This window comes from Aeromonas sp. R7-1 (assembly GCF_040908115.1).
Classification (GTDB): Bacteria; Pseudomonadota; Gammaproteobacteria; order Enterobacterales; family Aeromonadaceae; genus Aeromonas; species Aeromonas caviae.
Map to the genome: position 1 here is coordinate 71,530 of NZ_JBFODD010000032.1, position 18,914 is coordinate 90,443.

The following is an 18,914-nucleotide window of genomic DNA, read 5'->3' on the forward strand; positions in this document are numbered from 1 at the left end:
TTCCCTTACTTGCGAAGTGGTAAATAAATGGTGAATTCGGTGTGGCCCGGCCAGCTGATGCAGTCGATGCGCCCCTTGTGCTGATCGATCAGGTTCTGGGCGATGGAGAGGCCCAGGCCCGTTCCCCCTTCCTTGCCGGTGATCATGGGGTAGAAGAGGGTGTCGCGAATGGCGTCGGGAATGCCGGGGCCGTTGTCGATGATCTTGATTTCGGCCGCCAGGCGATAGCGCTGGCCATGGATGGTGATTTGGAAGGCGGTGCGCGTCTTGATGCGGATGAGGCCGTCCTGATCCCCAAGGGCCTCGGCGGCGTTGCGCACTATGTTCAGGAACGCCTGTTGCAGCTGATCCGATTCCATCTCGAATTCGGGGATGCTGGGGTCGTAGTCCCGCTCGATGCGGATCTGCGGCGGCAGCTCCAGGTCCACCAGACGGCGCACCTGTTCCAGCACGGAGTGAACGTTGTGCATCTGGTGACGGCCGGGACGCTGGGGACCGAGCAACCTGTCGACCAGCACCCGCAGGCGATCGGCCTGCTCGATGATGATGCCGGTGTATTCACGCAAGGCCGGGTCGGGCAACTCCTTTTGCAGCAGTTGGGCCGCGCCGCGCAATCCCCCCAGGGGGTTCTTGATTTCGTGCGCCAGGCCGCGCACCAGCTCCTTGGCGGCCTGCTGCTGGGCGTGTTGCTGCAGCTCCTGGCTGATCTTCTTCTGCTGATCGATCTTGCGCAGTTCTACCACCATCAGTCGCTGTTCATGATCGGCCATGGGACTGACGCTGATCTCCACCAGCCTGGGCTCCCCCTCCACCACCAGGGTGACTTCGCTGTCGGTGAAGCCCTGCCCCGAAATGAGGCACTGTTTGAAACGCTGCAGATCGAGAGAGATGTGTTCCAGCAGGTGGGGCAGTTCGATGCCGATCAGTCGTCGTTCGCTGAGGGAAAGCAGCTGCTCTGCCGCCGGGTTGACGAATTGTATGCAGAGACGTTCATCCATGAGAATGACGGCGGTCAGCAGATTGTCCAAGAGTGTCTTGGCGTTGTCCGAGCGGGTTGGCACAGGTTTCTCCCTAAAACGGTGCTGTACACCTGGAATGCACCAATATAGTGCATCAAGTTTACCCGCATCGGTGCGTCACATCACCCCTAATTGGCCTTGGGGGCGGCTCTGGGAGCCTGATTCACCGACGCCCTGTGCAGGTAAAAGGTGGTTGGCTTAGATTTAGCAAGGATCGTACCGTCTTTGGCGAGCAACTCGAGCCGTGCCTCGTAAGCGCCCCTATCGAGGTTTTCCACCCGTATGGCCAGGCTGTTGTGAACCAGGGGCACCGCCTTGCCGTTCAGGATCAGGCGCACATCGTATTGCACCGGGACCTGGGGAGAGATCTCGCCCTGGAAGACGATGTTGCCGGTATTGTCGCGCAATGTGCTGCCCGGTTCCGGAGAGATGAGGTCGATCTCCAGGGGAGCCGCCTCCAGGGCTTTCCTGGCATCGACACCGGTCAGGCTGTTGAAGTTGTCCACCTGGACCGAGTGGGGGGCGGTGCCGATGAGCGGCGAGACCCGCAGGTCCACCTCTTTTGCGCTCTTGCCGGGAGGAGGGGCATCGGTGTAGTGGGTCACCCCCTGGGGATCGACCCAGGAGTAGACGCGGGCGGCCTGTGCGGAACAGGAGGCCATCAGCAGGAGGCTCAGCAGCCAGGGTACAGTGTTCATCCATCTCTCCTTGACGGGGTTCACCTTAATCCTATCAGAGAAAAACCACGGGGTCGGGGTGTGAACAGCCGAGGGTGGTACGGCTCCGTGAACGGGATCATCTTTCTGCACGATCGTGCCCGTTTGGCGGTATTTCCGTTGCCAGAATGAAAAAAAACCCGCCAGATGGCGGGTTTGTCATGGGAAAGCGGATTAGACGGAGTAGTACAGCTCGAACTCCAGCGGGTGCGGAGTCATGCGCACGCGGTCAACATCCTGCTGTTTCAGTTCCAGGTAGGAGTTGATGAAGTCATCGCTGAACACGCCACCACGGGTCAGGAACTCACGGTCTGCATCCAGTGCGGACAGCGCTTCGTCCAGGGAACCGGCAACGGTCGGGACTTCGGCAGCTTCTTCCGGCGGCAGATCGTACAGGTTCTTGTCCATGGCATCGCCCGGATGGATCTTGTTGATGATACCGTCCAGACCGGCCATCAGCTGGGCAGCGAAGGCCAGGTAGGGGTTGGCAGCCGGATCCGGGAAGCGCACTTCGATGCGGCGGGCTTTCGGGCTCGGCACGACCGGGATACGGATGGAGGCAGAGCGGTTGCGGGCGGAGTAGGCCAGCATGACCGGTGCTTCATAGCCCGGCACCAGACGCTTGTAGGAGTTGGTGGTCGGGTTGGCGAAGGCGTTGATGGCCTTGGCGTGCTTGATGATGCCGCCGATGTAGTGCAGCGCCATCTCGGACAGACCACCGTACAGGTCGCCTGCGAACAGGTTGACGCCGTCTTTGGCCAGGGACTGGTGGCAGTGCATGCCGGAGCCGTTGTCACCGAACATGGGTTTCGGCATGAAGGTGACGGTCTTGTTGTAGGCGTGGGCCACGTTGTGGATCACGTACTTCAGGACCTGTACTTCGTCAGCCTTCAGAGTGAGGGTGTTGAAGCGGGTTGCGATCTCGTTCTGACCGGCGGTCGCCACTTCGTGGTGGTGAGCTTCGACGACCTGGCCCATCTCTTCCAGCACCAGGCACATGGCGGCACGGATGTCCTGGGAGGAGTCAACCGGGGCAACCGGGAAGTAACCACCCTTGACGAACGGACGGTGACCCTTGTTGCCGTGCTCGTAGTCGGTACCGGAGTTCCAGGCAGCTTCTTCGGATTCGATCTTCACGAAGCTGTGGCCCATGGTGTTGGAGAAGGTGATGTTGTCGAACATGAAGAATTCCGGCTCCGGCCCGAACAGCACGGTGTCAGCGATGCCGCTGGACTTCAGGAAATCTTCGGCACGCTTGGCGATGGAGCGCGGATCGCGGTCATAGCCTTGCATGGTGGCGGGTTCAAGCACGTCACAGACGATGTTCAGAGTGGTCTCTTCGGTGAACGGGTCCAGTTTGGCGGAAGCCGGGTCCGGCATCAGCACCATGTCAGACTCGTTGATGCCCTTCCAGCCGCCGATGGAGGAACCATCGAACATCTTGCCGTCTTCGAAGAAGTCTTCGTCAACCTGGTGGGAAGGGATGGATACGTGCTGCTCTTTACCCTTGGTGTCGGTAAAACGCAGATCAACAAACTTGACTTCGTGTTCCTGGATCAGGGCCAAAACGTTCTGGGCTGACATGCTAAGTAACCTCCGGTGTTAAAACTCTTTGGGTGAATGCGTCGTCAAATTCACATAAGCCAGTATCGTGCCAAGTTTGTGACAGCTTGATTTCAGGGCACTTGCACCGTTTCAGGCTGTCGAGAAACCCGTTCTCATGCCGGTTGCTGCATTAAAGTGGTGCAACCTTGGATCGTTTTGGTGCACCGAGATGGTGCGCCAGCGTATCCAGGCCATCTAAGCAGCCTTTTGCTGCGGGGTCCATGATCCTGATCCTTTGTTGTGCGTGAATGTGTTGCAATTCTGCTAGGCAGATCACAAAGGCGAGAGTACAATTAGCGCCCAATTTTACCCGGTGATTTGAGGCGAGAATGTTAGAGAATTTACGCAATATTGCGATTATTGCGCACGTTGACCACGGCAAAACGACTCTGGTTGATAAGCTGCTGCAGCAATCCGGCACTCTGGATCGCACCAGCGAAGGTCAGGAACGGATCATGGACTCCAATGATCTGGAACGGGAACGTGGCATCACCATTCTCGCCAAGAACACTGCGATCCGCTGGAACGACTACCGCATCAACATCGTGGATACCCCGGGTCACGCCGACTTCGGTGGTGAAGTTGAGCGTGTGCTCTCCATGGTTGACTCCGTGCTGCTGCTGGTCGACGCCGTTGACGGCCCGATGCCGCAGACCCGTTTCGTGACCCAGAAGGCGTTCGCCCAGGGTCTGAAGCCCATCGTGGTCATCAACAAGATCGACCGTCCGGGTGCTCGTCCTGACTGGGTAATGGATCAGGTCTTCGATCTGTTCGACAACCTGGGTGCCACCGATGAGCAACTGGACTTCAAGGTTGTTTACGCCTCTGCACTGAACGGTTGGGCCACCCTGGATCAGGACGTCCCGTCCGAGAACATGGAACCCCTGTTCCAGGCCATCGTCGACAACGTGGAAGCCCCGAAGGGCGACGTTGACGGTGCCTTCCAGATGCAAATCTCCCAGCTGGACTACAACTCCTACGTGGGCGTCATCGGTATCGGCCGCATCACCCGTGGTCGCGTCAAGACCAACCAGCAGGTCACCATCGTCGGTGCCAACGGCAAACCGCGTACCGGCAAGGTCGGTCAGGTGCTGGGCTACCTGGGCCTGTCCCGTACCGAAGTGACCGACGCGCAAGCGGGCGACATCATCGCCATCACCGGTCTGGGCGAGCTGAAGATCTCCGACACCATCTGTGACAACAGTGCCGTCGAAGCCCTGCCGCCGCTCTCCGTTGACGAGCCGACCGTGAACATGACCTTCCAGGTCAACACCTCGCCGTTCGCCGGTAAAGAAGGCAAGTTCGTCACCTCCCGCAACATTCTGGAGCGTCTGAACCAGGAGCTGGTCCACAACGTGGCCCTGCGCGTGGAAGAGACCGAAGATCCGGACAAGTTCCGCGTCTCCGGCCGTGGTGAACTGCACCTCTCCATCCTGATCGAAAACATGCGCCGCGAAGGTTACGAACTGGCGGTATCCCGTCCGGAAGTTATCCTGCGTACTGTGGATGGCGAACTGCAAGAACCGTTCGAAACCGTTACTGTGGACGTGGAAGAAGCGCATCAGGGTTCCGTGATGGAGCAGCTCGGCCTGCGTAAAGGCGAGATGACCAACATGACCCCGGATGGCAAGGGTCGCGTCCGTCTGGACTTCATCATCCCGAGCCGTGGCCTGATCGGCTTCCAGACCGAGTTCCTGACCATGACCTCGGGTACCGGTCTGCTGTACCACACCTTCGACCACTACGGTCCGCACAAGGGTGGCAGCATCGGTGAACGTCAGAACGGCGTGCTGATCTCCAACGCCACCGGCAAGGCTCTGACCTTCGCCCTGTTCGGTCTGCAAGACCGTGGTCGTCTGTTCATCGGTCACGCGACCGAAGTGTACGAAGGCCAGGTGATCGGGATCCACTCCCGCTCCAACGACCTGACCGTCAACTGCCTGAAAGGCAAGCAGCTGACCAACATGCGTGCCTCCGGTACCGACGAAGCCCAGGTGCTGACTCCGCCGATCCGCATGACCCTGGAGCAAGCTCTGGAGTTCATCGACAACGATGAGCTGGTGGAGATCACCCCCAAGGCCATCCGTATCCGTAAAAAGCTGCTGACCGAACTGGATCGCAAGCGCGCCGGTCGTGCTTGATCGATAGCTGTTCATCGACAGACCAAAGAGAGGCCTTAAGGCCTCTTTTTTTATGGGCTCATGGGGCCTGAGCTGGATGGAGGCGCATCCGGCCGGTCTGCGGGTGGCCAAATGACCACCCTATCTGACACAATGTCTGCATGATCACGCTTACGAGAAACAAGATGCAGCAGCAGATCCGCGGCCGTCTGGCCCATGCACTCTCCTTCTTGCGCCACGATGGTGCCCACTTCGCCCAGTTTGTCTGGGGCCGTTTCCAGCAGGACAGATTGACGGTGACCGCCGGTTACCTGGCCTATGTGACCCTGCTCTCCCTGGTGCCCATGATCGCCGTGGTGTTCGGCATGATGTCGGCCTTTCCGGTGTTCCAGAGCCTGAAGCAGGCGATGGAGCAGTTTGTCTATCACAACTTCGTCCCCACCGCAGGGGAGATGCTCAAGGAGTACATCGACGGCTTCGTGGCCAACGCCACCAACACCACGGCCGTCGGTATCGGTGCCCTGATCGTGGTGGCCCTGATGCTCATCTCGGCCATCGACAAGAACCTCAACTACATCTGGCGGTCCACCCGAAGCCGGCCCTTGGCCCAGGCATTCGCCATGTACTGGATGATCCTGACCCTGGGCCCCGTGCTCATCGGTGCCAGCATCGCCATCTCCTCCTACATTCTCTCGCTCAGGTTGTTCGCGGCTGACAGCCTGTTCGGTATCGGCTATCTGCTGCTGCGCAGCCTGCCGTTCCTCTTCTCCGTGCTCACCTTCCTGCTGATCTATACCGTGGTGCCCAACTGCCGCGTGCGGCTGACCCACGCCTTCATCGGTGCCCTGGTGGCGGCCACCCTGTTCGAGCTGGCCAAGCGCGGCTTTGCCATCTACATCACCAACTTCCCCTCCTACCAGGCCATCTATGGCGCCCTGGCGACCATTCCCATCCTGTTCGTCTGGGTGTATCTGAGTTGGCTGGTGGTGTTGCTGGGGGCCGAGACCACCGCCTGCCTCGGGGAGTACGAGAAGCCCGGTGCAGAGGAACTGGCCTGACGCCGGCCGGCCATCACACCGGATCCCGACACAAAGGCGTTGGCCCGGGCAGGGCATTTATTGGTAGCATCGACGACCGCTCATCCCGCAGGATGGGCGGTCGTGCTGTTTTGAGAGGAGAGGGATGTGATTGCACTGATTCAGCGGGTCAGCGAGGCCAGCGTAACGGTAGAGGGGGAGGTGACCGGGGCCATCGGCCAGGGGTTGCTGGTGCTGCTCGGGGTGGAGCAGGGGGATGACGAGGCCAAGGCGGACAAACTGCTGCACAAGGTGAGCGGTTATCGCATCTTCTCGGACGAGAACGGCAAGATGAACCTCAACGTGAGCCAGGTGAGCGGCAGCCTGCTGGTGGTCTCCCAGTTCACCCTGGCGGCGGATACCGGCAAGGGGATGAGACCCAGCTTCTCCGGTGGCGCCCATCCCGCAGATGCAGAGCGACTCTATGAGTACTTCGTGGCTCGCGCCAGGGAGAGCGGCGTGCCGACCGAAACCGGCCGCTTCGCCGCCGACATGAAGGTCAGGTTGCTCAACGACGGCCCCGTCACCTTCTGGCTGCAGGTATAAGGGTGGCAGGTAGGGCAGGACTCAGCGGAGGGCAGGACGCGATGCCTGCACACTTCGCAGGTTCTTCACCCTGCCGGTGCTCGCCCGCCCTGGCCATGCTGACGGGTCGCGTGCAGGATGACGTTGCGGTAGCCGGGCACGTCGTGGACGTGGGTCGGGCCTATCCACTCCTCTGCCAGTCGCAGAGCCTGTGCCTGTTCGAGCCGGGTGCGGGGCAGCAGATTGATGATGAGGGTGCCGCTCAGGCGTTTAGCCAGCGCCTGATAGAGCGGAGCCTGGAACAGCAGCAGGGGGTTGCCGTCCTGGCTGAACAAATCCAGCAGCACCAGATCGTAGATCTCCTGGCTCTGGTGCAGGAAGTGCAGCGCATCGGCGTGATGCAGCCGAGGCGAGCCCCCTGATGAGGGGAGGAAGAACTGCTGGAACAGGGTGAGGATCTCGGCATCCAGATCCACGCAGTCGTGGTGGGCATCGGGCCAGCGTGCCGCCAGGTGACGGGTGAGATCCCCTCCGCCCAGCCCCAGCTCCAGGATCCGGCTTGCCTGCTTTGGCAACTGCTCCGCGATGCTCCGTTGATGAGGCAGACAGAGGCGGGCCGGCTGGTTGAGGCTCATGGCGGATTGCACCACGCCGTCCATTTCCAGCCAGCGATGACGGGCATTTTCAAGCACCGAAACGCGGCGTTCGGGTTTGGCACTGAGGTGCAATAAGTGATCGGCTTGGTACGCTTGCAGATTGAAGTCCATGAATTTGCACGGCAAGATGGCTTTCGACCAGTGTAACTCAAGGATGTTGTTATGTACCGGGTGGTCACCCCCCAAACGGCAGCCGAGCTGGATACCTACTACAGGCTGCGCCGGGAGAAATGGTTGCGTCAGTCCTTCCATCTGCCAGTCGGCGCACACTCAAGGATCGCTTTATGTACCGGGTAGTCACCCCAGAAACACCAGCGGAGCTGGATGCTTACTATCAGTTGCGCTGGGAACTACTGCGCAAACCCTTCAATCTGCCCCTTGGCTCCGAGCGTGACGAGTACGATACCGTCGCCATTCACCGGCTGATGCTCTCACCCGACGGAACGCCCATCGCCGTGGGTCGCCTCTTTGTGGGCGGCGATGAAGCCCAAATCCGCTTTATGGCGCTGCGACCCGAATTTCGCGGCCAGGGGCTGGGCGCCCGCATGGTGGAAGATCTCGAGCAGCTTGCCCGCGACGAGAAGGTGAAACGGCTGGTGATGAACGCCCGCCAGGAGGCGGTGGAGTTCTATCGCCGCTGCGGCTTCCTCGAGGTAGGGGAAGGCCCCGTCTCCTTCGGCCGCATCCCTCACCGTCAGATGATCAAGTCCCTGAGTCCCATGCAGACCATCCAGTACCGTCCGGAGTGGTGCCAGGATCTCACCACCCGCTGGTCGCGGGGCATTCCCATCAGCGAGAAGATGGGGGTGCACATCACCCACTACGATGGCCAGACCTTCCACCTCAAGGCCAACCTGGCGGCCAATCTCAACGTCCACGACACCATGTTCGCCGGCAGCATCTACAGCCAGTGCGTGCTGGCGGGCTGGGGTCTCATCTGGTTGCAGCTCAAGGAGGCAGGGCTGGGAGGGGATACCGTGCTGGCCGAGGGCAACATCAAGTATTACCGGCCGGTGAGCGAAGAACCGGAGGCGCGGGTGGCCCGGGAGGGCATGCCCGCCGTGCTCGAGCCGCTGAGGGGCGGAGAGTCCGCCAAATTCAGCCTGCGGGTGCAGCTGTTCAGCGGCCGCAAGCTGGCGGTGGAGTTTGTCGGTCAGTACGTGGTGCTGCCCATCAAGCGCGGCGCACGCTGATCCCTGATGTTCACAGCAACAAGGCCTCTTCGCGAGGCCTTGTTCGTTATTGGGTGGCGGGTGGCTGTGGGCGCCAGAGCGGTCCGCTTCGTCCCTGGGCGGGGTAGCTCACACCCGCCTCCCAGCCGCAGGCGTCCTGTCCCGTGGGGAAACTCCAGCCCAGGTCGGGCGCATTGAGGGGGCCGCGCCAGCGGGCGAGCAGCTCGGCGCAGCGCCCCTTGTTCAGGACCCCGAGGTCGAGCTGCCACTGGTCTGCGGCCAGGTCGACACCCCCTTGCAGTGCCAGCAGGTGGGTGATGGTGGAGGCGCCACCTTGCTCGATCCGCACCTTGCCCTGCTCCGCCCTGGCATCCAGCCTGATCTGATAGAAGGGGGTGTCTCCGCGTTGCATCGCCTGCCACAGCGTCTGCGGTGTCAGATCGGGGGGGGTCTGCTCCCTGAACCAGTCATCCAGCAAGGGGTCGATGCCGACCTTGTCCCAGAAGGGATCCTTGCTCTCCAGGCTCAAGCTGCCCTGAAGAGTCCGGCGCCAGTTGGCCGTCTGCTCGCCGGGCTGCCCGTTGAGGTCGGCCTGCAGATCTGCCGCCAGATCCACCTTGCCCGCGAAGGAGACGGGGGAGTGCAGCAACTTGCCCCACTGCTCCAGATCCAGCTGCTTGCCATGCAACTGCAGGCGGCTCTCCTGCCCGGGCGTCCTGCCCCACTGGCCGCTCAGGTTGAGGGAGCTCTCGTCGGGCAGGGAGGTGACGAGGGTGTTGAGTTGCCAGGAGCTGGGGGTCAGCTCGCCATCCAGGGTGCCGTTGCGGGCACTGAGACCGTCCCACACCAGCTCGAACCACTTGCTCTCGATGCGGGCACGTCCCAGCAGGGGGCCTGGCTGGTTGCCCCGCAGGGCGAGATCGTTCAGGTAGAGTTGCCAGCCGGTCAGGGAGAGGGGCAGGGTGTCGTCGAAAGAGAGTACCTTGAGCTTGTTGAAGGCCAGTTTGCGGATGTCGATCTGTTGCGGGCGCCAGCCCTGCCAATCCTGCCACCACCCCTGGGGCAAACTGATGTCCATGCCGCTCAGGGCCAGATCCTTCAGGACGAGCTTCTGCTGCTGGGTGTCGAGGGCCAGCTCGACGTTGAACTCCCCTTCGTATGCCTTGCCCCGCAGCTCGGCATCCAGCTGCCGGGGGGAGAAAGCGAGCTTGCCCTCGACGGCCTCAAGCTGGAACAGGCCGCGGCCCATGTCGCCCAGGGTGCCCGCCAGATAGCCGCTGGGCTGGCTGCCCGCCTGCCAGTCGAAGGCGGTGAGCTGGCCGTTGAAGTTGTTGAGGGAGAGCTCCTGATCGATGGCATTGATGCTCACCTGGGCAAGCTGACCCCTGTCCAGGGTGATGCGGCGCAGGGGGAACTCGCCAGGGGGTATGTCACCAAGCTCGAGGCGCATGGCGCGGGCCTTGAGATCGTGCAGTTGCAGGCTGCGCTCTGGCCAGTTCAGCACCATGCCGGTCTCGAGCAGGCCGTCGAACAGGTTGGTGGTCAGTCTGTCGGTGCTGAGCACCTGCCCCTCCAGCCGCCCCTTGAGGCTGAGACGGGCCAGGGTGAACATGGGGGTCTCCAGCTGGTTGATGCCCAGGGTGAGGTTGGCCTGGGGCTGGCGTCTCGGGTCGATCAGTTCCCAGTCACTCAGGGACGCACTGAGGCCGCGCAGGGTCAGGGCCTCGCTCTGCAGGCTCAGGTTGTCGATGGTGCTGTCGCTGATGGTGAGGGAGTGAACCGGCAGGCTTGGCAACTGGTTGGGGAGCGGCAGCTTGATGACGGGACGGATGAGGTCCAGGTGGGCGATGCGCACATCCCGGTTCAACCAGTCGATGTGCTCGATCTCCAGATAGAGTTTTTCCAGCTGTACCGCATCCCCATAGCGCACCTTCTCCGCCAGCAGGGTGTAGGGGTGCAGCGGATTGAACACCAGTCGGCCTATGGTGACGGGCACCCCGGTCTGCTGGCTGAGCCAGTTGGCGATGGGGCCTTTGGCGCGCTCGGCATCGAACAGGCCGAGACCGACCCAGACAAAGAGCAGCAGGAAGGCAAAGGTGTAGAGCAGGCCGCGCAGCCAGGAATTCATCAGTGCTTTCCTCCTGTTTCTGTTGCTTGGTCAGGCATTCGAGTAGTGATCCCGTAGACCGAGCCAGCATCGTATCAAGGGTTCGACACGGCTCGGGTGTTTATCCATCAGGCAAGGTGACCCTCTTCTGCATCTGCCCTGGTCAAGCATTGGAGTAGTGGTCTCGCAGGCCCAGCCAGCGGCGGATCAGGGGCTCGACATGAGCCGGGTGTTTGTCCATCAGGCAAGGTGACCCTCTTCTGCATCTGCCTTGGTCAAGCATTGGAGTAGTGGTCTCGCAGGCCCAGCCAGCGGCGGATCAGGGGCTCGACATGCGCCGGGTGTTTGTCCATCAGGAAGCGCGCCATCTTCTGCACCTGAGGGATGAGAGGCTGGTCGCGCACCAGATCGGCGATCTTGAGATCGGCCAGGCCGGTCTGGCGGGTACCGAGCAGCTCGCCTGGGCCGCGCAGTTCCAGATCCCGCTGGGCGATGAGAAAGCCGTCATTGGTCTCCCGCAGTACCCCGAGGCGGCTCTGGGCGGTCTTGGACAAGGGGGCATGATAGAGCAGCACGCAGTGAGAGGCCACCGACCCCCGCCCGACCCGGCCGCGGAGCTGGTGCAACTGGGCCAGCCCCAGTCGCTCCGGGTTTTCGATGATCATCAGGCTGGCATTGGGCACATCCACCCCCACCTCGATGACGGTGGTGGCGACCAGCAGTTGCAGTATGCCCGCCTTGAACTCCTCCATCACCCGCTGTTTCTCGACGGGGCGCATCCGGCCGTGTACCAGGCCGATGTGCAGGCCGGGCAGCAGGGTTTGCAGCTCGGCGGCAGTGTCTTCGGCGGCCTGGCACTCCAGCACCTCCGACTCCTCGATCAGGGTGCAGACCCAGTAGGCCTGCTTGCCCTCCTCGCAGGCGAGCCTCACCCGCTCGATCACGTCCTGACGGCGACTGTCCGGCAGGGCGACCGTGGTAATGGGAGTGCGGCCCGGCGGCAGCTCGTCGATGATGGAGGTGTCGAGGTCCGCATAGGCGGTCATCGCCAGGGTGCGGGGGATGGGGGTGGCGGTCATGATGAGCTGGTGGGGATGCACCCCTTCCCGCTCCCCTTTTTCCCGCAGGGCGAGGCGCTGATGCACCCCGAACCTGTGCTGTTCATCGATGATGACCAGGGCCAGACGCTGGAACACCACCTGCTCCTGGAAGATGGCGTGGGTGCCCACCACCATCTTGACGCTGCCGTCCGCGATGGCGGCCAGCGCCTCTTCCCGCGCCTTGCCCTTCTGCTTGCCCGCCAGCCAGCCCACCTTGATGCCGAGCGGCTCCAGCCACCTGGCGAAGTTGATGGCGTGCTGCTCGGCCAGCAGCTCGGTCGGCGCCATCAGCCCCACCTGGCAGCCGTTGCCGATGGCCTGCAGGGCGGCCAGCGCCGCGACCAGCGTTTTACCTGAGCCCACGTCCCCCTGCACCAGCCGCATCATGGGGTGGCTCTGCTGCAGATCCCGGCCGATCTCCGCCACCACCCGGCTCTGGGCGCCGGTGGGGGTGAACGGCAGGGCGCCGAGCAGCTGCCGGCCCAGCTCGGGAGCGGGTTTGAGGGCACGGGCCAGCTGGGTCTGTGCCTGGGCGCGTACCTTCAAGACCGAGAGGTTGTGGGCCAGCAGCTCTTCCAGTACGAGCCGCTGCTGTGCCGGGTGCTGGCCGCTCTCGAGCAGGGCCAGCGCCACCGAGGGAGGCGGGCGGTGCAGCAGCTTCAGGGCGGCGGCAAGATCGATCTGCTGGGGATAGAGGCCGGCAGGCAGCAGCTCCTCGACCCCGTAGAGGTCGAGCTGGGCCAGGGCCTGATCCGTGAGGCTGCGCAGGGTGAGCTGGCGCAGCCCCTCTGTGGTGGGGTAGACGGGGGTGAGGGCCTCTTCGGTCTGGCCGGCCTGCTCTTCGCCGAGCAGCTTGTACTCGGGGTGGGCCATCTCCAGGCCGTACTTGCCGGGACGTGTCTCGCCAAAGCAGCGGATAAGGCGGCCCTGGGCCAGGCTGTTTTTCTGGGCAGCGGTGAAATTGAAGAAGCGCAGGGTCAGGCTGCCGGTGCCGTCGCTGATACGGCACACCAGCATGCGGCGGCGCCCCATCACCAGCTGGGTGTCCTGGATCTCGCCCTCGACGGCACCGTGCAGGCCGGGCGGCAGATCACCGATGGGCCACACCTGGGTGCGGTCCTCGTAGCGCAGGGGGAGGTGGAACAGCAGATCCTGCACCGTGGCCAGCCCCAGCCGCTCGAGTTTCTCCAGCATCTTGCTGCCGACACCCTTGAGGCTGTCGAGGGAGATTTTATCCAATTTCATCAATTAGATGCCCGAAAACACTGTAAATATGTCCAGATGATAGGGGTTGTTGCGGCCTCGATGCAAGCCGCGTTGTGCCGTTCCGGGCTGGTGGGCAAGGGAGCGGGGGGAGGGCCATCCATGAAAAAGGCCTGCCGGAAACGGCAGGCCTTTTCACTGACGGGGCATCCTGGCGGTCAGATGATGCGCTTGAGCAGGAGGTGAGCCTTGACCCTGTGGATCCGGGCCAGCAGCTTGCGCACCTGATCCGGGTAATCCTTGATCTGCTCTATCTGGTCGAAGTGACTGATGCGGCGGGTGTGGGCCAGGATGTTCTCCCGCTCCGCACTGAACTGCTCGCGCAGGTGATGGTGCTGGTCGTGTACCAGCAGGCCGTTCTCCAGATCCAGCGCCCAGGCTCGGGGATTGAGGTTGTTGCCGGTGAGCAGGGCCCACTCCTCATCCACGAAGATCCCCTTGAGGTGATAGGAGTTCTTCTCGCAGCACCAGAGCATCAGGTTGAGCCGGCCGTTGTCGATGTGGTGCTGGTTGCGCTCGGCAAACTTGCGCAGGTTGGTCTCGTAGAGATAGGGCAGACCGCCGATGGTGGAGAACTTCTCCTCCGGGGGGATGAAGAAGTCGTTGGCGGTCTTGTCGCCCACGACGATGGTCACCTTGCAGCCGCGTTTGAGCAGCGCCTCCACGTCCTTGTTCAACTCCTTGGGGGGGTTGAAGTAGGGGGTGCAGATGAAGATCTCCCGTTCGGTGGCCCGCACCAGGTTGCGGATCATCCGGTTGAGCTGGTTGCCCCGCTTGCCCAAGCCCACCATGGGGGTCACGGCGATCTCCCGATCGTTGGGCTGGATGCTCTCGAAGCGGTACTGGCAGAGGCGCAGACGCTGCTTGAAGCGGCGGATCGGTCCCTTGAGCTGCTTGGCGCCGGGGATGCCGGTGCGATCCAGCCGCTGGACGGCCTCGCTGCCGAGGAAGACGTCATCCACGTAGTTGACCATGCTGCGGGTCAGTGCCGGGCTGTGGATCTGGTGATAGCGATCGAAGCGGTAGCGCTCCTGCTGGTGCAGGTAGATGTCGTTGAGGCTGGCGCCGGAGTAAAGCAGGGTGTCGTCGAAGATGAAGCCCTTGAGGTGCAGCACCCCGAGCAGCTCGCGGCCCTTGACCGGCACGCCGTAGATCTCGATCTGGTGTTGGTGGCTGGCGGCCATGGCCTGGTACATCAGGTGGTTGCCCCCCTGCTTGCCCTTGCCGATCAGGCCGCGCTGGGCGCGGTGGAAGTCGACGAACACCTTGATGTCGAGAGAGGGATTGCGCTGCTTGGCGGCATAGAGGGCGGAGAGGATCTCCCGTCCCGCCTCGTCATCCTGCAGATAGAGCGCGATCAGATAGATGCGCTGGGTCGCATGGGCGATGAGCGACAGGATCCGGCTCTTGAAGTCTTTGGCGCTGCTGAGTATCTGGAACTGATCCGCGGCAACCGCGATCTGGGGTAAGCGGGTCAGCAACTGTCGATAATGTGCCGATGAATGCATAGAGAAGCCTGAAATCACGGGATGAAGCGTTCCACTCGGGGCGAAGAATAGGCAATTCTAGCAATCTGTGGCGATGGGCCCAAGCAAGAATCCGTAAAAAGTCGGTGCAATATCACATCGGGGCCGACGGATGCGGCCCCGATGTGTTTCCGTCAGAGGATGGCGCTGGCCGTGGCCACGATGAGGAAGGCGATGGTACCGAGCAGCGTCTCCATCACGGTCCAGGTCTTGAGGGTGGTCTTCTCGTCCATGTTGAGGAAGCGGCTGACCAGCCAGAAGCCGGAGTCATTGAAGTGGGAGAGCACGGTGGCACCCCCGGCGATGGCAATGACGATGAAGGTCAGATCCAGTTCGCTCAGGCCGGTGGTGGCGGCCACGGTCGGCGCCATCAGGGCGGCGGTAGTGGTCAGGGCCACGGTGGCGGAACCCTGAGCGACCCGCAGCGCGGCGGACACCAGGAAGGCTGCCAGGATCACCGGCATGCCGGTATCGGAGAGGACGTCGGCCAGCGCGGTGCCGATGCCGCTCGCCCGCAATACGCCGCCGAACATGCCGCCGGCACCGGTGACCAGGATGACGGCGCAGACCGGGGCCAGGGCGTCGTTGCAGAACTTCTCGAGCTGCACCTTGCCCTGGCTCTGGCGGAACATCCAGAGGGCGTACAGCACGGTGATGAGCAGGGCGACCGGGGTCTTGCCGACCATGCGCAGCACGTTGACCCAGTCCGCACCCTTGTCGATGACGCCCATGACGCTCAGGGTGTTGAGGCCGGTATCCATGAAGATCAGCACCAGCGGCAGCAGCAGGATGGAGATCACCTGGCCGAAGCTCGGCGCCTTGTCGGAGAGCTGCTCGGCACTGGCGGTGAAGCTCGGGGGCAGGGGCAGCTCAAACTTCTTGCCGGACCAGAGCCCGAACAGGTAGGCACCCAGATACCAGGTGGGCAGCGCGACCAGCAGACCCACGATGGTGAGCAGACCGATGTTGGCACCCAGCAGCTCGCTGGCGGCCACCGGACCCGGGTGGGGCGGCAGGAAGGCGTGCATCACCGCGAAGGCACCGGCGGAGGGCAGGGCATACTTGAGGACGGAGCCGCCGAACTGCTTCGCCACGCTGAAGATGATGGGCAGCATGACGATGAGGCCGGCGTCAAAGAAGATCGGGAAGCCGAACAGCAGGGAGGCCACACCCAGCGCGAAGGGGGCGCGGTGGGAGCCGAAGCGGTTGATCAGGGTATCGGCCAGTACCTTGGCGCCCCCCGTCATCTCCAGGATCCGGCCTATCATGGCGCCGAGGCCGACCAGCAGCGCGACCGAGGCCAGGGTGCCGCCGAAACCGGTCAGCATGGTGGGGATCACCTGGTCATAGGTGACCCCGGTGGCCAGGGCCGTCAGCATGCTGACCAGGGTCAATGCCACGAAGGCATGTACCTTGAATCGCATGATCAGCACCAGCAACATGACAATGGCTCCGCCCGCTACCGAGAGCAGATAGGCGACATCGGGTGTGTTCATTGCTCCGTCCATAAAATTGTCCTCAAATGGTTCTAGTTGTTGTTCTGCACATTTCTGTGCTGCACTTCACATTGCGAAACGTTACCGGTAACATGTTACCGGTAACGTGGTAGCTTAGAACCCATCAGGCGAACGTTTTTTGAAAAGTGAGAGAGAGGTCAAATAATGGCGGGCAAGTGCATTATCGTGATGGGTGTGTGTGGCAGCGGCAAGTCCAGCATCGGCCTCAAGGTGGCCAATGCCCTGGGGGCCAAGTTCATCGACGGCGATGATCTGCACCCTCGCGCGAACATCCAGAAGATGGCGGCGGGCAACCCGCTCAACGATGAAGACAGGGCCCCCTGGCTGGAGCGGATCCGCGATGCGGCCTACAGCCTGGAGCGCAAGAACGAGCTCGGCGTCATCGTCTGTTCGGCCCTCAAGAAGCAGTACCGCGACCAGATCCGCGAGGGTAACGACTCGGTGAGTTTCCTGTTTCTGGATGGCAGCCAGTCCCTCATTCTCGAACGGATGCGGGCACGGCAGGGCCACTTCATGCGCGAAGCCATGGTACAAAGCCAGTTTGATACCCTGGAGCGACCGGATGGCGAGCCCGGCGTGTTTCGCATCGATATCGACGGGACCTTCGAACAGGTGGTCGACCGTGCCGTCACCGCGCTGACGCAGGCGCAATGAGCCATGTCGCGCGCCCGGCTGCAGCCGACCGCGCCCGTATATAGAGTTGGAGAGAAAGCTATGACCCATCCCGTGATCACCCAGGTGACCAACCGCATCCGCGAGCGCAGCACCGCCCGCCGTGCCCGCTTCCTGGCCCGCATCCAGCGCCAGGCCGATCAGGGCAAGACCCGCGCCTCCCTCTCCTGCGGCAACCTGGCCCACGCCGTGGCCGCCTCGAGCTGTGACGAGAAGGGGCGGATCCTCGACATGACCCGCGCCAACGTGGCCATCGTCACCGCCTACAACGACATGCTGAGTGCCCATCAGCCCTATCAGGGCTACCCGGACATCATCAAGGGCGCCCTGGCCGAGCTCGGCCACAGCGCCCAGGTCGCCGGCGGCGTGCCCGCCATGTGCGACGGCGTGACCCAGGGCCAGCCGGGGATGGACATGTCCCTCTTCTCCCGGGATCTCATCGCCCAGGCCACCGCGGTCTCCCTCTCCCACAACACCTTCGACGCCACCCTGCTGCTCGGCATCTGCGACAAGATTGCCCCGGGCCAGATCATGGGGGCGCTTTCCCACGCCCACCTGCCCACCGCCTTCGTGCCTGCCGGCCCCATGGCGAGCGGCATCAGCAACGACGAGAAGGTAAAGGTGCGCCAGCAGTACGCTGCCGGTGAAGTGGGCCGCGACGCCCTGCTCAAGATGGAGTGCGGCGCCTACCACGCGGCGGGCACCTGCACCTTCTACGGCACCGCCAACACCAACCAGCTGGTGTTCGAAGCCATGGGCCTGATGCTGCCGGGCTCCGCCTTCGTGCATCCGCACAGCGAGCTGCGCCACGCCCTCACCGAGGAAGCGGCCCGCCGCATCAGCGCCATGATCCCGGGCTCCCCGGCCTATCGCCCCCTGAGTGCGGTGATCGACGAGCGCGCTCTGGTCAACGGCCTGGTGGCCCTGCTCGCCTCCGGCGGCAGCACCAACCACAGCATCCACATGGTGGCGCTGGCCCGTGCCGCCGGGCTGGAGCTGACCTGGGACGACCTGAGCGATCTCTCCGACGTGGTGCCGCTCCTGGTGCGCATGTACCCGAACGGCCCGGCGGACGTCAACGCCTTCGAGCAGGCGGGGGGCGTGCCCGGCCTGATGCGTCGTCTGGCCGAAGAGGGGTTGATCCACATGGATGCCACCCCGGTCTTCGGCGAGATGCAGGACTACCTCAGCCGTCCGGCACTGGTGGATGGCAAGCTGGTGTGGCAACCGGTGGGCGAGAGCGCGGATCCGAGCGTGCTCTCCCCCTCTGGCAGCGAGTTCCAGGCCACCGGCGGCACCAAGCTGCTGGCGGGCAACCTGGGCCGTGCCGTGGTCAAGGTCTCCGCCGTCGCGCCCGAGTATCGGGTCATCGAGGCCCCGGCCCGGGTCTTCTCCTCCCAGCATGCGGTGGAGGCGGCCTACAAGGCCGGTGAGTTGAACCAGGACGCCGTCATCGTGGTGCGCCACAACGGCCCGGCCGCCAACGGCATGCCGGAGCTGCACAAGCTGATGCCGGTGCTTGGCAACCTGCAGAAGGCGGGTCACAAGGTGGCCCTGGTCACCGATGGTCGCCTCTCCGGCGCCTCCGGCAAGATCCCGGCCGCCATCCACGTCACCCCGGAAGCCCTGCACGGCGGAGCCATCGGCCTGCTCGCCGATGGCGACCTGCTGCGGGTGGATGCCGAGTCCGGCCGCCTCGACTGCCTGACCGATTTGAGTGGCCGTACCCAGGCCGAGATCGACCTCACCCTGGAACAAGAGGGGTGGGGCCGTGAACTGTTCAGCGTGATGCGTCGCGCGGTATCGAGCGCCGAGTGCGGCGCCACCATCTTTGACTAAG

The 18,914-nt window shown here is 63.0% G+C and carries 14 protein-coding genes; 6 read left to right on the forward strand and 8 right to left on the reverse strand.

The window, feature by feature from the left end:
• Positions 1-5: 5 nt before the first annotated feature.
• From glnL to glnA, 3 genes are all read right to left on the reverse strand, one after another.
• On the reverse strand, positions 6-1,061 hold the full coding sequence (glnL, locus tag AB5Y51_RS07380; protein WP_010672524.1) for a nitrogen regulation protein NR(II): 1,056 nt from the start codon (positions 1,059-1,061) through the stop codon (positions 6-8).
• A gap of 86 nt (positions 1,062-1,147) precedes the next feature.
• Positions 1,148-1,717 carry a DUF4124 domain-containing protein gene (locus AB5Y51_RS07385; RefSeq protein WP_010672525.1) on the reverse strand — a complete coding sequence of 190 codons (570 nt, stop codon included), beginning with the start codon at positions 1,715-1,717 and terminating at the stop codon, positions 1,148-1,150.
• Between the two features lie 192 nt (positions 1,718-1,909).
• Positions 1,910-3,319: a glutamate--ammonia ligase gene (gene glnA, locus AB5Y51_RS07390; RefSeq protein WP_010672526.1), complete on the reverse strand. Its 1,410-nt coding sequence runs from the start codon at positions 3,317-3,319 to the stop codon at positions 1,910-1,912.
• 350 nt (positions 3,320-3,669) lie between these two features.
• On the opposite strand from glnA, the gene typA reads away from it, so the two are divergent.
• The 3 genes from typA (at position 3,670) to dtd (ending at position 7,082) form a co-directional block, all read left to right on the forward strand.
• The gene (typA, locus tag AB5Y51_RS07395; protein WP_039039512.1) at positions 3,670-5,481 is read left to right on the forward strand and encodes a translational GTPase TypA; all 1,812 of its coding nucleotides are present in this window, start codon (positions 3,670-3,672) and stop codon (positions 5,479-5,481) included.
• Positions 5,482-5,645: 164 nt separating this feature from the next.
• A complete protein-coding gene (locus AB5Y51_RS07400; RefSeq protein WP_039039511.1) occupies positions 5,646-6,518 on the forward strand; it encodes a virulence factor BrkB family protein in 873 nt (290 codons plus the stop codon).
• 126 nt (positions 6,519-6,644) lie between these two features.
• Positions 6,645-7,082: a D-aminoacyl-tRNA deacylase gene (dtd, locus tag AB5Y51_RS07405; RefSeq protein ID WP_010672529.1), complete on the forward strand. Its 438-nt coding sequence runs from the start codon at positions 6,645-6,647 to the stop codon at positions 7,080-7,082.
• Positions 7,083-7,147: 65 nt separating this feature from the next.
• Here the strand turns inward: dtd and AB5Y51_RS07410 are convergent, their stop codons facing one another.
• On the reverse strand, positions 7,148-7,828 hold the full coding sequence (locus AB5Y51_RS07410; protein ID WP_041215785.1) for a methyltransferase domain-containing protein: 681 nt from the start codon (positions 7,826-7,828) through the stop codon (positions 7,148-7,150).
• Positions 7,829-8,001: 173 nt separating this feature from the next.
• On the opposite strand from AB5Y51_RS07410, the gene AB5Y51_RS07415 reads away from it, so the two are divergent.
• Entirely contained in the window at positions 8,002-8,910 is a 909-nt protein-coding gene (locus AB5Y51_RS07415) for a bifunctional GNAT family N-acetyltransferase/hotdog fold thioesterase (protein WP_010672532.1), read from the forward strand.
• Positions 8,911-8,956: 46 nt separating this feature from the next.
• Here the strand turns inward: AB5Y51_RS07415 and AB5Y51_RS07420 are convergent, their stop codons facing one another.
• The 4 genes from AB5Y51_RS07420 to AB5Y51_RS07435 form a co-directional block, all read right to left on the reverse strand.
• Entirely contained in the window at positions 8,957-11,017 is a 2,061-nt protein-coding gene (locus AB5Y51_RS07420; RefSeq protein ID WP_368178228.1) for an AsmA-like C-terminal region-containing protein, read from the reverse strand.
• 254 nt (positions 11,018-11,271) lie between these two features.
• On the reverse strand, positions 11,272-13,341 hold the full coding sequence (gene recG, locus AB5Y51_RS07425; protein WP_368178229.1) for an ATP-dependent DNA helicase RecG: 2,070 nt from the start codon (positions 13,339-13,341) through the stop codon (positions 11,272-11,274).
• 176 nt (positions 13,342-13,517) lie between these two features.
• A complete protein-coding gene (gene pssA / locus AB5Y51_RS07430; protein WP_041212167.1) occupies positions 13,518-14,867 on the reverse strand; it encodes a CDP-diacylglycerol--serine O-phosphatidyltransferase in 1,350 nt (449 codons plus the stop codon).
• Positions 14,868-15,019: 152 nt separating this feature from the next.
• Positions 15,020-16,381 (reverse strand): GntP family permease, encoded by a 1,362-nt coding sequence (locus tag AB5Y51_RS07435; RefSeq protein WP_223918078.1) that lies wholly within the window; start codon positions 16,379-16,381, stop codon positions 15,020-15,022.
• Positions 16,382-16,546: 165 nt separating this feature from the next.
• Between AB5Y51_RS07435 and AB5Y51_RS07440 the strand changes: the two genes are divergently transcribed.
• Together AB5Y51_RS07440 and edd are read left to right on the forward strand one after the other, a co-directional pair.
• Positions 16,547-17,056 carry a gluconokinase gene (locus AB5Y51_RS07440; RefSeq protein ID WP_039039504.1) on the forward strand — a complete coding sequence of 170 codons (510 nt, stop codon included), beginning with the start codon at positions 16,547-16,549 and terminating at the stop codon, positions 17,054-17,056.
• A gap of 60 nt (positions 17,057-17,116) precedes the next feature.
• Positions 17,117-18,913, forward strand: coding sequence for a phosphogluconate dehydratase (edd, locus tag AB5Y51_RS07445; RefSeq protein WP_039039503.1), 1,797 nt, complete (start codon positions 17,117-17,119; stop codon positions 18,911-18,913).
• Position 18,914: the final 1 nt, after the last annotated feature.